The organism is Streptomyces sp. BPTC-684 (assembly GCF_030028635.1).
GTDB classification, from domain to species: Bacteria; Actinomycetota; Actinomycetes; order Streptomycetales; family Streptomycetaceae; genus Streptomyces; species Streptomyces noboritoensis.
Map to the genome: position 1 here is coordinate 6,571,340 of NZ_CP124863.1, position 14,512 is coordinate 6,585,851.

Below are 14,512 nucleotides of genomic sequence, written 5' to 3' on the forward strand. Positions count from 1 at the left end.
CCGGTGCGTATGCGCCGCAGTAGGTGTGCGCCGGGCCGCGTCACGTTCGTCCGACCAATGGAGAGATACGTGGCCAAGACCACTGGCCGTAAGCACGGGCGGATAGCCGCCCGGCTGGCTGCCGCCGCGGTGACCGCCGCACTCGTCGGCACCGGCGCCACCGCGTTCGCCGCCGACACCCCCCACGCTCCTTCGGCCTTCGAGCTCGCGGAGGCCGGCAAGGCCAAGGCCGGGCCGGCGGCGACGCAGAGCGGCCCGACGGGAGAGGAGCCCTTCGCCCCGCTGTTCGGTGTGGACCGCTCCGACCGGGCCTGGATGTACCTGCCCAACGGCAAGGGCGGCCTCACCGACCGCCTCGAGCTCGGCCCCGTGCCGGACACGAAGGCCGGGGCCCTGGCCGACAACACCGGCGACGGGCTCCCGGACGGCATGTGGAACTGGGACTACAAGGGCAGCCTGTACTACAGCGGTGACACCGACGACTTCCGGGTCGGCGGCGGCTGGAACATATACAACAAGGTGCTGTCCCCGGGCAACCTCGGCGGCGCCCAGGCGGCCGACCTGCTCGCCCGCGACTCCTCCGGCACGCTGTGGCTGTACCTCGGCTACGGCAACGGCAAGCTCACCTCCCGTTACAAGGTCGGTGGCGGCTGGGGCCAGTACACGCAGATCGCCGGCAACGGCGACCTGACCGGCGACGGCAAGGCCGACATCGTCGCCCGCGACAAGGCGGGCACCCTCTGGCTCTACAAGGGCACCGGCAACCGCACGGCCCCGTTCCAGACCCGCACCAAGGTCGGCGGCGGCTGGAACACCTACAACACCCTCGTGTCCAGCGGTGACGTCGACCTCGACGGCAAGACCGACCTGCTCGGCCGCGGCAACGACGGCTCGCTGTGGCTGTACAAGGGAACGGGCAACGCCTCCGCCCCGTACAAGCAGCGCGTGAAGATCGGCAACGGCGGCTGGAACACGTACCGCATCCTGTTCTGAGCGGGAATGCGGCCGGTAGCCGATAGCCGGTAGTGGTTGACCAAAGGGTCCAACTCTTACGGGAGTTGGACCCTTTGCGGGTCGTACGAGCCGTGGCCCGATCCGGCTATGTCCCCGACCGGTAGTCGACCTGCCGGAACGGCCATGCCGAGGACAGCCACGCCGTCACCGCGTCGTACAGAGGTCTGTCCAGCTCCGCGCGGTCGGCCCGCACCCACGAACTCACCTGTGTGACGTCGGTGTTCGCACGCGACGGGTAGATGTATACGCAGCCGATCACGTCGTCCGCGCTGTCGAGCACGGAGTAGGTGAAGCCCTTTCGCCCGGCGAAGTCGTCCGCGTGCCGGTTGAGATCCCGGAGGTTCTCCTCCAGGCTCATTCCGGATTGCGGCGGCCAGGAACCCAGGAACCCGGGCGTGGACCGGATGTGCTCGATGCTCGACATCCAGGCGGCGTGATCGGCCTCGTTGTGCCGCGCCCCCAGGGGCTCCAGTCGGAAGCCGTCACCGGACAGACCCTGGGGGACGGCGAAGTCGTTCGGGACGAAGCCACCGGCAGGGGTGTTCGTGCGCGGTGCGCGCCGCATCGCCCACAGCGTCGGCCCGTTGCCCGGCAGTTGCATCTCCTGGAGGACGGTGAAGCCGAAGTGCTCGTAGACGGGCAGGTTGGACGGCTTGGAGGACTCCAGGTAGACGGGCAGACCCGCCGCGTCGGCCTTGGCCAGGCCCGAGCGCAGCAGAGCGGACCCGTGGCCCTGGCCCTGGCCGGCCGGGTCGGCGCCGATCACCGCCAGGTACCAGTGCGGCTCCTGGGGCCCGTGCTCGGCGACCGCTTCGACGGTCTCCCTGAACAACCCGGCCCGGTCGCCGAGGATGTCCTCCAGCTCGCGGACGGTCTCCGCGTCGGGAACCGCCTTGGCCCGCGCCTCCGGCGGCACCCAGAAGGCCGCCGCGGCGCCGGTGCGCTCGCACACGCCGTGGTGGACGTACTGCCGGGTGAAGAGCGTGGCGTAGTAGCGGTTCAGCCCCGCCTCGCGCGAGGTGTCGCCGGGGAAGAACCAGCGCATCATCGGGTCGTCCTCGAAGGCGCGCGCCAGAGTGCGGCTGATCAGGGCGGCGTCGTCGACCGTTGCTGTCTGCGGCGTGTTCGTTATCGACATACGGGTCATTCTGCATCTCGATGATCTTGATCATCGAGATGGGGCCGGGGTGCCCGTCAGCGAACATCATCGTGCCGGGCACCCACTGCCGAAGTCCGCCGTACGGTCAGGCGCTCACCGCGTTGACGCGGACCGCCATGTTGCCCGACGGGTGCTTGTTCTCGTACATCAACTGGTGGGCGAGACCGGTCTCCTCGAAGTCCCCCGTCCAGGACAGGCACGGGTCGAGCTTCTTGCTCGCGGCGAGTTCGATGACCTGGCGGCACTGGCGGATGTTCGCGAAGTGCGAGCCCTGGAGGCGCTTCTGGCGCATCCACAGGAAGCGCAGGTCCACGTCGCCGTTGTAGCCGCTGGTGCCGCCGCAGATGACCACCATGCCCGCCGTGTCGCACACGTACATCGAGGTGGGAATGGTGTTCTGGCCGCTGTGCTCCAGTACGATCTTGGGCGCCCGGCGCTCGCCGAGGATGTCCCAGAACTTGGTGCCGAAGGCGCGCGCGCCCTTGACCCACTTGGCCATGGCCGCGTCGTCCGTGGTGTCCGGCAGCCGGCCCCAGTGGTCGAAGTCGTTGCGGTTGATGAACCCCTCCGCGCCGAGGTCGAGGCAGTGCTTGCCGCGCTCCTCGTCCGAGACCACGGCGATGGGGACACCGCCCCGGATGCGGGTGATCTGGATCGCCATCGAGCCGAGGCCGCCCGCGCCGCCCCAGATGAGCACCGGGTCCCCGGGCTCCACCGTGTGCGGGGCCCAGCCGCACAGCTGCCGGTAGGCGGTCGCGCCCGTCAGCAGGAAGCAGGCGGCCTCCTCCCAGGAGAGGTTGGCGGGCTTGGGGTGGCACTGGTAGTCGTCGACGAGCGCGTACTGGGCGAAGGAGCCGTAGTTCGTCTCGTAGCCCCAGGCGTTCTGGGTGACCGAGGTCATCGGGTCGGCGCCCAGGCGGATGTCGTGGGCGCTCTCGTCCCAGGTGCAGCCCGACAGCATCACCTCGTCGCCCACCTTCACGGAGGTGACCCCGTCGCCCACCGCCCAGACGATGCCGGACCCCTCGGAGCCGCCGATGTGGAAGTCCTCGGGCTCGCCGCGCTTCTGCCGTCCGGCGACGACGTCGTACGGGTAGCCGAGGGAGGCCCAGACGTTGTTGTAGTTGATGCCCGCCGCCATGACGTAGACGAGGACCTGGCCGCGCCCGACGCGCGGTACGTCCACGACCTCCATGGCGAAGCCCTGCTCCGGCGGACCGTAGCGGTCCGGGCGGATGACCGACGCGTGCATGCGCGCGGGTACCTCGCCCAACGGGGGCATCTGGCCGATGTCGTACAGGTCCTTGCTCAACTCTTCCTCCACCTTGTGGTGCTACTGGTGCCTTGTGGTCCGGTCCTGCCGCGGGCGCCGGCGGTCAACCGGTGATCTCCGCCTCCAGCTCCCGGGCCAGCGAGGCGGTCGTGGTCTCGCGCACCAGCCGGGTCATGGGCAGGGCGACGCCCAGCTCCTTCTCCAGCCGCTTGCGCAGCTCGGTCGCCATGAGCGAGTCCATGCCGAGCTGGTTGAAGCGCTTGTTCACGTCGAGCCGGGCGACGCGCATCTTGAGCACCGCGGCGACGTGTGCCGCCACGCGGTCGACGACCGGGCGATCGGCGGCCGGGGCGTCTTCGGCGGGCCGGTCCGCGGTGGGCCGCGCCACGGCCGCGGCGCTCACCGCGACGACGGGTGCCGGGGCGGGGGCGGCTGCGGGCTGCGCGACGGGCGTGGCCGTACGAGCGGGTGCGGCGACCGTGGGGGAAGGGCTCGCCGTACCAGTGCCTCCCTGCGAGATCCGCAGGCTGCCGCGCAGCTCGACGACGAAGCCGCTGGACGGGTCGGTCAGCCGCAGCTCGCCGGTCAGCTCGATGCCGCCGTCCACGCTCCGGCCGGTGACCGTGCCCCGCTCGTGGACGGGCTCGGGCTCGGTGCTCATGATCTCGTCCTCCGTGCTGACATCGGCCCCGGCGCCGACTTCCGTACCGCCGCCCTGCCTGCGCATCCGCATCCGCGCGGCCTCGACCACGACGTTCTCGGCCTCGTCCAGGAGGGCCATGTCCAGGAAGAGCAGCCCGTCGGGGGTGACTTCCGAGATCCAGCACTTGCTCCACATCACGTCCGTCTGGGGCCCGAGCACGGTGACGCGGCCGACGTGCTCGGTGAGGTACGCCATGTCCGGCAGCAGCGCCAGCGCGGGCTGGGCGGCCGCGGCCAGCAGGGCCGGGTGCACCGGGTGGTCGGGGTGCGGCTCCAGCGCGGCGGGGCGGCGCAGTCGGCCGACGACCTCGCCCTGCCCGAGCCAGAGCTCGTCCACGACCTGGTAGAGCTCCTTGGCCCCGGCCATCCGGGCGTAGAAGGCCGCACCGTCCAGGTGCTGCGGGCAGCGCTCCAGCGTGCGGGCGAGCGGTTCGTGCACGGCGGCGCCGAGGCCGGGTGTCACGGTCGCCGTACCGGAGGCGTGCTCGCTCTCCCGGCCGTCCTGGTCCCCGGTGACCGAGAAGCTCCAACTGCCGTCCGCCTCCCCGGGGGTGAGGGTGACGCGCAGCGCGGGGGCGGATCCGGGGTGCACCGCGAGGGCGTCCTTGACGGTCACGTCCGTGAGCAGCACCGCGTCGGTCCGCGCGGTCCTGGCGGCCGCGAGGCGGGCGGCTTCGGCGAACGCCGGGCCGTGCAGCAGGGCGGGGCCGTGTGCCGGGGCGTCCGCGAGGAACGGTGAGTCCGACGGGTCCAGGGGGAACGCGTGGGACTGGGGGAGGGCTTCCAGGTCCTCCACCCAGTAGCTCTCGCGCTGCCAGGGGTAGGTCGGCAGGGGGACGAGGCGGCCGCCGCCGTAGAGGCCGTCCCAGTCGACGCGGGCGCCGCTCTCGTACACCTTGCCGAGGTGGGTCAGCAGGGTCTGGCGGTCCGGTTCGTCGCGGATGAGGGAGCCGACGGCGGTGCCGGGCAGGGCCGCGTCCTGGAGGGAGTCCTGCACGGCGCTCGACAGGATCGGGTGCGGGCTGATCTCGATGAACACGGTCTCGGCGGCGAGGGCGGTGCTGAGCACGGCCTCGTGGAAGTGGACGCGGCCGCGGATGTTGCGGGTCCAGTACGAGGCGTCGAGCCCGCTGCCGTCCTCCAGTTCGCCGGTGACGGTGGAGCGCATGGGTATGCGGCCGGTCCTGGGGGCTATCTCCCGCAATTCCGCGCCGAGTTCGTCGAGGAGCGGGTCCATCTGGGCGCAGTGCGAGGCGGCTTCGGCCTTCATGACGCGGCAGAACACGTCACGGGCGTCCAGTTCGGCCTTGATCTTCTCGATGCCCTCGATCTCACCGGCGAGTACCGTGGTGCGCGGGCCGTTGCTGGCGGCGACCGAGACGTTGACCGCGAGCTCCGCGATGAGCGCTTCGGCGTCGGCGGCGGGCAGTGCGGCCACCGACATGGTGCCGCGACCGGCGACGCGGTCGCGGATCAGCCGGGCGCGGCGGCAGACCACGGCCGCCGCGTCGGCCAGGCTCAGGGCGCCCGCGACGCAGGCGGCCGCCGATTCGCCCATGCTGTGCCCGATGACCACGTCCGGCTCCACGCCCCAGGCCCGCCAGGTCTCGGCGAGGGAGACCTGGACCGCCCAGAGCACCGGGTGCACGACGGCGACGGTCTCGCCCACCAGGTCGCTGCCGTCGGTGAGCCGGTCGATGACCGACCAGCCGGTCTCGTTGCGCACGACGTCGTCGCAGCGGATCAGCGCCGCGCTGAACGCCGTTGAGGTGTCCATGAGTTCACGGGCCATGCCGATCCACTGGGAGCCGTGGCCGGAGAAGACGAACGCGACCTGCGGGCGGCCGGCGTAGGGCCTGGAGCCGTCCTCGGCCAGTACGTCCCGCAGGCGCTCGGCCAGTGCGTCGTGGCTGTCGCCGACGACGGTGACGCGGCTGTCGTAATGCGCGCGGCGGGTCGCGGCGGTGTGGCAGATGTCCGCGATCGCGGCGCCGCGGCCGGCGCCGCCGGGGGAGAGGTGGTGGGCCATGTCCTGGAGCCGCTGGCGCAGGGCCTGGGGTGAGGCGGCGGAGAGGGGGAGGATGTGCGTGGTGCCGCTCTCCGTGGCGACGGGGGTGCGAACGCCGGCGCCGCCGGACTGGACTTCGGCTTCGGTGAGCACGAGGTGCACATTGGTGCCGGAGACGCCGAATCCGCTCACACCGGCGGTCAGCGGCCGCCCCTCCGCTTCGAGGGGTACGGCCGCGCGGTGCGGGATGTCGAGGCCCGTGGCGTCCCAGTCGATCGCCGGGGTGCGCTCGGTGACGTGCAGGCTGCGCGGGGCGGTGCGGTGCTGGAGGGCCAGTACGGTCTTGATCAGCCCCAGCACGCCCGCGGCGGAGCCGGTGTGGCCGATGTTGCTCTTCACGGAGCCGACGAGCAGCGGCCGCCGGTCCTTGTCGCGCCCGCCCAGGACGGCGGCGATGGCGCCGAGTTCGACCGGGTCGCCCGCGCGGGTGCCGGTGCCGTGGGTCTCGATGTAGTCGACGTCGGACACGGGGATCCCGGCGTGCTCGTAGGCGAGCTGGAGCATCTGCCGCTGCCCGCTCAGCGCGGGGTTGATCATCGTGTCGCTGCCCGCGCCGTCGTTGTTCATGCCCCAGCCGCGGATGACGGCGCGGATCGGGTCGCCGTCGGCGAGGGCACGGTCGAGCGGCTTGAGCAGGACCACGCCCACGCCTTCGCTGAAGACGAACCCGTCGGCGGAGGCGTCGCCGAAGCGGCAGTCGGTCCCGAACACGCCCGCGTCCACGAAGCCGTGGTTCTCGGTGTTGGCGAGCAGCAGCTGCGAGCCGCCCGCGATGGCGAGCGTGGACTCGCCCGCCCGCAGGCTCTGACAGGCGAGCGCGATGGCGGTCAGGGAGGAGGAGCAGGCGGTGTCCACGGAGAGCCCGGGCCCGGTGATGCCGAGGGCGAAGGAGACCCGGCCGGTCGTGGTCGAGCGCGAGCCCGCGCCGAGCGAGGCGTGGATGTCGGGGAAGTCGACGCTCTGCTGGAGGTCCCAGTAGTGGACGTTGGTGGTGCCCACGTAGACGCCGGTGCGGGTGCCCGCGAGCCGCGCGGGGTCCTGGCCCGCGTCCTCCAGGGCCTCCCAGACGGTCTCCATGAAGAGCCGCTGCTGCGGGTCCATGCCCGCCGCTTCCCTCGGTGAGATCCCGAAGTGCTCCGCGTCGAAGCGGTCGACGTCCTTCAGGAGCCCCGACCGGACGCGCGCCCCGGGAATCTCGTACGGCCGCCCGAACCTGGTCGCCGGAACGTCCTCGACCGAGGAGACCTCGTCCATCAGAAGCTGCCAGAAAGCGTCCGGACCGTCGGCGCCGGGAACTCGGCAGGCCATTCCGACGATCGCGATCGGTGCGGGCCGCACCGGGGTTTCTTCACCCATGGTGTACGTGACTTCCTTAACTCGGGAAGGCCGCGCGGCAGTCGGCTGCGCGGGCTCGACTCCGAGTCTCGCCAGAAGGTGCGGCGATATTCAACGGCAGGTCAGCAAATTGCCATTCGCTGCGGGGATTTCATGTTCCGCTGACAGGTTGCTGCCTACACGTGTAGTCCTTGATACATCGATGACTTATGGCTGTAACAACCCCATGCTGGATGCATTGACCCCGGCCTGGAATCGTGATCGCGCTCCGAGGAGTCGCATGATGTCGGCGACTCTCCTGCGATAGGTCCGTACGGAGATGTCGAGTTCCCGGGCGGCCGCCTCGTCCGTGCAGCCGTCGCTGAGCAGTTGCAGGATCCGGGTCCCGGAGTCCCCGTTGAGGTATTCCTGGAGCTGTTGGTACTTCATCAGCGGGGCGGCCCGGTGCCACGCGGTCATCATGATGTCGTGGAGGGCCTTGACCACGCCGGGGGCCCGGATGACGGAGGCCTCGGCGCCGGCGGTGACCACGCCGGGCGAGCGCACCAGCGCCACCTGCCCGTCCACCACCACGGCGGCGTGCCGCACGTCGGCGGCCAGCCGGATCTCGACGCGCTCGGTGAGCCCGCCGAGCCGCGCCAGCCGCTGGTCCGCGGCCACTTCCGGCGCCGCGAGGATCTGCACCCGGGCCCCGCCGGGGCGCCGTGCGGCCAGGCCCCGTAACGCCGTGTCCGCCACGGGCAACGCGTCGCGGGAATGCGGCACGAGCATGTTCACCGAGAACTCCGCCCGCTCCACCAGGGTGTCGAGTGTGGTGGCCGCGACACTTCTGTCGCGTATGACGGAGAGAGTCGAATCCTCAAGTGCGCGGATCTGGACGTCGTTGACGACGGATTCGATCAGCGGCCGAATCTGCGACAGCACTTCATCGCAAAGGGGGTTGGGATTGCTCATGCACGCCTCATCGAGTTGCTGTGTCGCTGTGGAAAGGCAGCTGCGCGCAACCGTCGAGGGTGTGACAGAAAAGCCGGGCAGTGATGCGCGGAGCCCACGATTTCGTGCCCTGAAACTCACGCCTTTCTGCGTTCACTGCCCTACTGATAAGTGACGCTACAGTTCGTAGCGGAACATCGTCAACGCGTCACCAGTACCGGAGTGTTGACATCCGGCCAGGTGACCGGCACCACATTCGGCCCCCGGGCCCCGGTCATTCCCGGCTGCCGGTGAGTGACGGGCTCCCATGGCGCCGCGCGAGACGGTTCGGATGTGACGCTTTTTGCGTGGTGCGGAAAATCCGGTGGGTCAGCCGGTATGGAAAAGCGGCCGCGCGGAGTGTGGTCCGCACGGCCGCGGTCGCCCTACTCGGGGAGGAAGGCGACGGCCCGGGTGGGGGAGGCGCTCGTACCGGTGAGCTTGAGGGGGAAGAAGCCGACCATGAAACCGGTCGGCGGGAGCGCGCCCAGGTTCACCAACTGCTGGACGATCAGCGCTTCCTTGTCCTGGATCGCGTAGTGGCCGTCCCAGATGTGCCCGGCGTCACCGGTCTCCTGGAACGCCCGGCGCATCCTCGGGATCGGACGGTCCCAGCCGATCGCGTCGGTGCCCAGGATCGTCGCTCCCCTGCCGGTGAGGTAGCGGGTGCCGGCGCCCGACATACCGGGGTAGTCGAAGTACTGCGGCTCGCCCAGGCGGTAGCGCTCCTGGCCGGTGCGGATCAGGATGGCGTCGCCTTCCTGGATGTCCCGGCCGTTGGCCTTCACGGCCCGCTCCAGCGCCTCGACGGGGATGGCCTCGCCCGGCCTGGCCCAGGGGCGCACGTCGAGCACCATGCCCGGGCGGTAGAGCTCGTCGAGCGCGATGTCGCTGATGGTGCGCGAGGGGCGGCCCTCGCACAGGCGCCCGCTGTGCAGCGGCGCGTCCACGTGCGTACCGCAGTGCGTGCTGATCTCGTGCATGACCTCGCCCGCGGGTCCCTCGCGGGCCGGGAGGTCGTCGGGGTCGCAGCCGAAGGACGCGACCATGAACTCGCGGCCCCAGGCGTCATGGGTGTGGTAGTCGATCTTGGGCGCGATCACCAGCGCCAGATCGGGCATGTCGGGTGGTACGAGGTCGAGATCGCGGGGGTCGAGCGGGGAGGTCAGGTCGATGATGCGGCTCATCTCAGCTCAGCCTCTTCCGTGTTCGGCGTCCGGGGATCTGGCGATCAGTCCCCTGAGTTCGGTCTTGAGCACCTTTCCGTACGAGTTCTTGGGCAGGTCGGCCACGAAGCGGAAGTCTCGCGGCCGCTTGAACCGTGCGATGTGCGCGAGGCAGTGGCGGTCGAGCTCGTCGGCCGTCGCCGTACGTCCGGGGGCCAGGACGACGAAGGCGACGGGCAGTTCGCCCCATTCCGGGTCCGGAGCCCCCACCACGGCCGTCTCGGCGACCGAGGGATGGCGCAGGAGGGCCTCCTCCACCTCGCGCGGATAGATGTTGGAGCCCCCGGCGATGATCAGGTCCTTGGCGCGGTCGACGAGGGTGAGGAAGCCGTCCGCGTCGAACCGCCCGAGGTCGCCGGTGTGCAGCCAGCCGCCGCGCAGCGTACGGGCGGTGGCCTCGGGGTTGTTCCAGTAGCCCGCCATCACGGTCTCGCCCCGGACGGTCACCTCGCCGTTGGTTCCGGGCGCCGCTTCCCGCCCCGCCGCGTCCACCACGCGTACCTCGACACCGGTGCGCGCGCGGCCGACGCTCGCCAGGCGGCGCCCCAGCGCCTCGGCGTCGTCGCCCCGGTGGTCCCCGGGCCGCAGATGGGTGATCGTGGCGGGGGACTCGCCCTGGCCGTACCCCTGCCACAGCCGCTCGGGCCCGAAGCGGGCGATGACCCGCCGAAGGTCCTCGGCGTACATGGGAGCGCCGCCGTAGAGGATGTGGTGGACCCGGCCGACCAGTTCGTCCGGCAGCAGCGCGGGGTCGAGCAGTCGGCGCAGGACGGTCGGCACCGCGAAGAACACCGCGGGCCCGAAGGCGCGCAGCGACTCGTCCAGGGTCCGTGCGTCCACCGCACTGCCCCGGAGGAACACCTGCGGACGGGAGCGGGCGACGGCGGCCAGGCCGAAGAGGCCGCCCGCGTGGGAGAGCGGCGCCAGGTGGAGCAGGGCCGCGTCCAGGCCCGGCCCGATGTCGGCGAGCGCGCTCTCGGTCGCCGCCGTCACATTGCGGTGGGTGAGCGTCGCGCCCTTGGGGTGGCCGGTCGTGCCGCTCGTGTAGAACAGCCACGCCGGATCGTCGGGGCGCACGGACGCCGGAGGCCCGGATCCTTCTTGCGGCGCCGTACGCGTCAGCTCACCGGCCTCGGTCAACACCGTCTTTCCCAGGCCCTGTTCGCGCAGGGAACCGGCCAGTTCGTCCGTGGCGACGCACAGCCGGGCCGCGCAGTCCTCGATCTGCTGGGCGAACTCCTCGGGGTGCAGACGCGCGTTCATGGGCGTCGCCACCAGCCCGGCCCACCAGACGCCGAACAGGATCTCCGGATAGTACGGAGTGTTGCGCATCGCCAGCGCGACCCGGTCGCCGGGAAGCAGACCGTACTCGCGCACCAGCGCGGCCCCGATCGCCTGTGCACGCTCGGCCAGTCGACGGTAGTTGCGCAGGACGGTCGCACCCTCGCACACCGCCGGGGCGTCCGGGGTCGCGGCGGCCGCCCGGTGTAGCAGACCCGCGATGTTCGCCGGGGCTTCGGGCGTCGATCCCACGGTCTGGCTCACGGCAACCTCCCCTCCCGTGACGGCGCTTCCAGGACGACGACCGCGGCGGCCGCCTCCTCGAAGCCCAGGAATCCGCCGCCGTTCTCGGCGAGCCCGATCCGCGCGCCGGACACCTGGCGCGCACCGGCCTCGCCGCGCAACTGCGCGGTGAGCTCCGCGATCTGCCCGATCCCGGTGGCCCCGACGGGGTGGCCGTTGCACTCCAGACCGCCCGAGGTGTTGACCGGGAGGCGGCCGCCGAGCGCGGTCTCGCCGCGCTCGGCCGCGAGCGCGCCCTCACCGGGACCGACCAGCCGGAGGGCTTCGAGCTGGAGCACCTCACCGATCGCCGTCGCGTCGTGGACCTCGGCGAGCGAGACGTCGGCGGGCCCGAGCCCCGCGCGCTCGTAGGCGGTCGTCGAGGCGCGGCGGGTGATCTGCCGTTCCTCGTCGTCCAGGGCCCGGGCCGAGCCGGAGGCGACCACGCTCGCCCGGATCCCCACGGCGCGCCGGACGCCGATCCGGCGCGCCGCCGCCGGTGAGCAGACCAGGGCCGCCGCCGCGCCGTCGCCGATGGGCGCGCACATGGGGAGCGTCAGCGGCGCCGCGACCTCGCGTGCGGCCAGCACGTCGTCGACGGTGAGCGGGGTGCGGTGGGCGGCGTCGCGGTTGAGGGAGCCGTGCCGCCGGTTCTTGGCGGTGACGGCGGCGAGCCGGCGGGCGGTGCAGTCGGGGAAGCGGCGCCGGTAGTGGGCGGCGAGCGCCGCGTAGACGTCCATGAACACCGAGCGCCGCCCGGGCGGAGCGGCCTCGGCCCCCGCGGCCTCCCGCAGCGCCTTGAGTTCGGCCTCCCAGCGGGCGACGTCCAGTCCGCCGTGGAAGGCCTCGGCGGTGCGCGTTTCGTCGGCGCCGTACATCTTCTCGGCCCCGAGCGCGAGGGCGACGTCCATCTCCCCGGCCCGTACGGCGGTGGCCGCGAGGTGGAAGGCCGTGGCGCCACTGGCGCAGGCGTTCTCGACGTTGAAGACCGGCACGCCTTCGAGGGCGGTGCCGCGCAGAGCGACCTGACCCCGTATCAAATGCTGCCGCTCCAGGGCACCTTGGGTGGCATTGGCGAAGAACACCCCGTCGACCACCGAGGACCCGGCCGCGGCGTCGGCGAGGCACAGCGCGAGCGCCTCACGGGCCAGCGCGCCCACCCCGAGCTCGGGGAACCTGCCGTACGGGGTGCGGCCCACGGCCAGGACGTACGCGTCGGTCATGAGTCGTTCGAGGGGAGCGCGGGCACGCGGACGGTGTTGCGCAGCACGCCGATCCCCTCGACCTCCAGCTCGACCACGTCCCCGTCCTTCAGCGAACGCGCCAGGTCGAACCCGGTGCCGGAGGGGACCGTACCGGAGCCGATGACGTCGCCGGGGTGCACCGCCCGGTCCCGGCTGAGGTGCACGATCGCGTCCTCGAAGCTGTGGTGCATGCCGTCGGTGCCGCCGCGTGACCACTCCTGGCCGTTGACCCGGGCGGTCATCGTCAGCGCGTACGGGTCGGTGAGCTCGTCGCGGGTGACGATGCAGGGCCCGAGCGTGTTGGACCCGGCGAAGTCCTTGCCCTCGCAGGGGCCCACGCCCGCCGGCATCAGCAGCATCTGGAGGTCGCGGGCGCTCCAGTCGTTGAAGACGGTGTAGCCGAAGATGTGCTCGTGCGCCGCACCGGGCTTCACCTCGCGGCCGGTCCGGCCCACCACGGCGGCGAACTCCAGCTCGAAGTCGAGCTCCTTCGCCCCGGCGGGTGCGGTGATCACGTCCTCGGGCCCGCTGACCGACAGATGGTCGGCCGTGTAGTACATGACCCGCTCGCGGAAGAGCGGGTTGAGGTCGAACCGGCCGCTGGCCATGAGCCGTTGGAACTCGGCGTCGGGATCCTCGGCCCCGGCCGAGGAGCGCCGGGCCAGCTCGCGCAGCCCCGACTCCAGATGGGCGATGAACAGCCCGCAGTCGCGCAACCGGACCGGGCGCGGCAGGGGCGCCCGCAGGACGATGTCCTCGACGGCCAACAGGGCGGGCCCGTGCCGGAGTCGGCAGAGCTCCCGCGCGCGGCGGAGCCCCTCGTCCCCGGACTCGATCAGGGCGAGCATGGAGCCGAAGGCCGCCTCTCCGGGCGCGGCGGCGGCGAGGTCGAGGACGGCCGTGTCCCCGTCGAGCAGCACCCCGACGGACTCCAGGCCCAGTTGATCCTTCTGTTGCTTCTGTTCCGTCTGGTTCTTCCTCACGAACGTGACCAGGCGCATGACGTCTCCCATCGTGCGGTCGGTGGTTCGGAACGAGTACGGCGAGAACGCGATCGGCGGGGCGATTCACCCGCGAATACTGGACAGTGGTCCAATCGTTGGACGGCTGACACAGGCCGTCAAGACTTCGCACATGATCGGTGTCCGGCGAGGGCGTCGGGCGGAGGGTCTGGGGAGGCCGCGCCCCTTGTGGAACAATCCGCCGCATGACCGGTCGTCGTGAGGAGTCCGCACGGGAGAGCCGCCGCCGTCTGCTTGAGGCGGCGACGGAACTGGTGGCCGAGGCAGGCCCGAGGGCCGCGTCCGTGCAGGCGGTCGCCGACCGGGCGGGCATCAGCCGGGGTTCGGTCGCGTGGCACTTCGGCTCGAAGGACGGCCTGATCGTCGAGGTGATCGAGCTCGCCTTCCGCACGGCCGAGGAGGAGTACGGCCGACGGCTGCCGCACTCCGGCCCGCTGTCGTTCGACGCCCTCGTGGACGCGCACCTGGCCGTGGCCGACGCCCCGTGCGGCCGCGTGTTCGCGACGGTCCTGCCGGAGGTCCTACGGGACGCGGGCCCGCTGCGGGACGCCTACATCGAGGGGTACGAACGTACCCGGCAGGTATGGATCGGCTATCTGGAGCGCATCATCCAGGACACCCCGGGCCTGCCCGACGCGAAGAGCCTGGCCTCGATCGTCTTCGGCACCGGCATCGGCCTGCACACCCTGCACAACCTCGACGGCCTGGTGGACCGCGAGGCGGCGTTCGCGGCGCTGAAGCAGTTGTTCGCGCTGGCCGCGGGGGGTCGGCGGGGGTGAGGTGCGGGGTGGCGGCAGTCGGGCTGATTGATTAGTCGCCCGGACGGGGGCTGCGCATCAATCGACGAGGCGATGGGATCGCCGAGTCAAGCCCGGTACCGCCGCCCACGGGGGTGGCGCGGCACCCAGCAGCAGGTGCGGGGTCGGTGGATCGC

Annotated in this window: 9 protein-coding genes and 1 pseudogene; 2 read left to right on the forward strand and 8 right to left on the reverse strand. The window is 71.6% G+C overall.

Annotated elements, in window-relative coordinates; genetic code table 11:
• The first annotated feature begins 69 nt into the window (after positions 1 to 69).
• Positions 70 to 993: a VCBS repeat-containing protein gene (locus QIY60_RS29390; RefSeq protein WP_283145198.1), complete on the forward strand. Its 924-nt coding sequence runs from the start codon at positions 70 to 72 to the stop codon at positions 991 to 993.
• Positions 994 to 1,561: 568 nt separating this feature from the next.
• On the opposite strand, the pseudogene QIY60_RS29395 reads toward QIY60_RS29390, so the two are convergent.
• From QIY60_RS29395 to QIY60_RS29430, 8 genes and pseudogenes are all read right to left on the reverse strand, one after another.
• Positions 1,562 to 2,161, reverse strand: a pseudogene (locus QIY60_RS29395) (GNAT family N-acetyltransferase); the annotation flags it as partial.
• 97 nt (positions 2,162 to 2,258) lie between these two features.
• Entirely contained in the window at positions 2,259 to 3,485 is a 1,227-nt protein-coding gene (gene ccrA / locus QIY60_RS29400; protein WP_283145199.1) for a crotonyl-CoA carboxylase/reductase, read from the reverse strand.
• Between the two features lie 64 nt (positions 3,486 to 3,549).
• Positions 3,550 to 7,572 carry an acyltransferase domain-containing protein gene (locus QIY60_RS29405; RefSeq protein WP_283145200.1) on the reverse strand — a complete coding sequence of 1,341 codons (4,023 nt, stop codon included), beginning with the start codon at positions 7,570 to 7,572 and terminating at the stop codon, positions 3,550 to 3,552.
• A 186-nt stretch (positions 7,573 to 7,758) separates the two neighbouring features.
• A complete protein-coding gene (locus QIY60_RS29410) occupies positions 7,759 to 8,505 on the reverse strand; it encodes a helix-turn-helix transcriptional regulator (RefSeq protein ID WP_283145201.1) in 747 nt (248 codons plus the stop codon).
• A 404-nt stretch (positions 8,506 to 8,909) separates the two neighbouring features.
• Positions 8,910 to 9,710, reverse strand: coding sequence for a cyclase family protein (locus QIY60_RS29415; RefSeq protein ID WP_283145202.1), 801 nt, complete (start codon positions 9,708 to 9,710; stop codon positions 8,910 to 8,912).
• A 6-nt stretch (positions 9,711 to 9,716) separates the two neighbouring features.
• A complete protein-coding gene (locus QIY60_RS29420; protein WP_283145203.1) occupies positions 9,717 to 11,294 on the reverse strand; it encodes an AMP-binding protein in 1,578 nt (525 codons plus the stop codon).
• Positions 11,291 to 12,535, reverse strand: coding sequence for a thiolase family protein (locus QIY60_RS29425; RefSeq protein WP_283145204.1), 1,245 nt, complete (start codon positions 12,533 to 12,535; stop codon positions 11,291 to 11,293). The genes QIY60_RS29420 and QIY60_RS29425 overlap by 4 nt, the downstream gene beginning before the upstream one ends.
• The gene (locus tag QIY60_RS29430) at positions 12,532 to 13,569 is read right to left on the reverse strand and encodes a fumarylacetoacetate hydrolase family protein (RefSeq protein WP_283145205.1); all 1,038 of its coding nucleotides are present in this window, start codon (positions 13,567 to 13,569) and stop codon (positions 12,532 to 12,534) included. Before QIY60_RS29430 ends, QIY60_RS29425 begins: the two co-directional genes overlap by 4 nt.
• A gap of 194 nt (positions 13,570 to 13,763) precedes the next feature.
• Between QIY60_RS29430 and QIY60_RS29435 the strand changes: the two genes are divergently transcribed.
• Positions 13,764 to 14,357: a TetR/AcrR family transcriptional regulator gene (locus tag QIY60_RS29435; protein ID WP_283145206.1), complete on the forward strand. Its 594-nt coding sequence runs from the start codon at positions 13,764 to 13,766 to the stop codon at positions 14,355 to 14,357.
• Positions 14,358 to 14,512: the final 155 nt, after the last annotated feature.